The 277-nt window shown below is 54.2% G+C and carries 3 tRNA genes; all 3 read right to left on the minus strand.

Going from position 1 to position 277, the window contains the following annotated elements:
• Window positions 1–76, minus strand: a tRNA-Thr gene (locus ACUYLD_RS25660).
• A 13-nt stretch (window positions 77–89) separates the two neighbouring features.
• Window positions 90–166: transfer RNA gene (locus ACUYLD_RS25665), tRNA-Asp, on the minus strand.
• Window positions 167–193: 27 nt separating this feature from the next.
• A tRNA-Met gene (locus tag ACUYLD_RS25670) sits at window positions 194–267 on the minus strand.
• Window positions 268–277: the final 10 nt, after the last annotated feature.

Below are 277 nucleotides of genomic sequence, written 5' to 3' on the forward strand. Positions count from 1 at the left end.
TGGTGCCGGCGAGAGGACTTGAACCCCCAACCTACTGATTACAAGTCAGTTGCTCTACCAGTTGAGCTACACCGGCATATTAAGTTAAATGGCGGAACCGACGGGATTCGAACCCGCGATCTCCTGCGTGACAGGCAGGCATGTTGGGCCTCTACACCACGGTTCCAGAGGCAACTCTCTTAGTTGAAAGTAATTGCGGAGGCAGGATTTGAACCTGCGACCTTCGGGTTATGAGCCCGACGAGCTACCGAACTGCTCCACCCCGCGACAGTAATAA

This window comes from Paenibacillus sp. SER-28 (assembly GCF_052906305.1).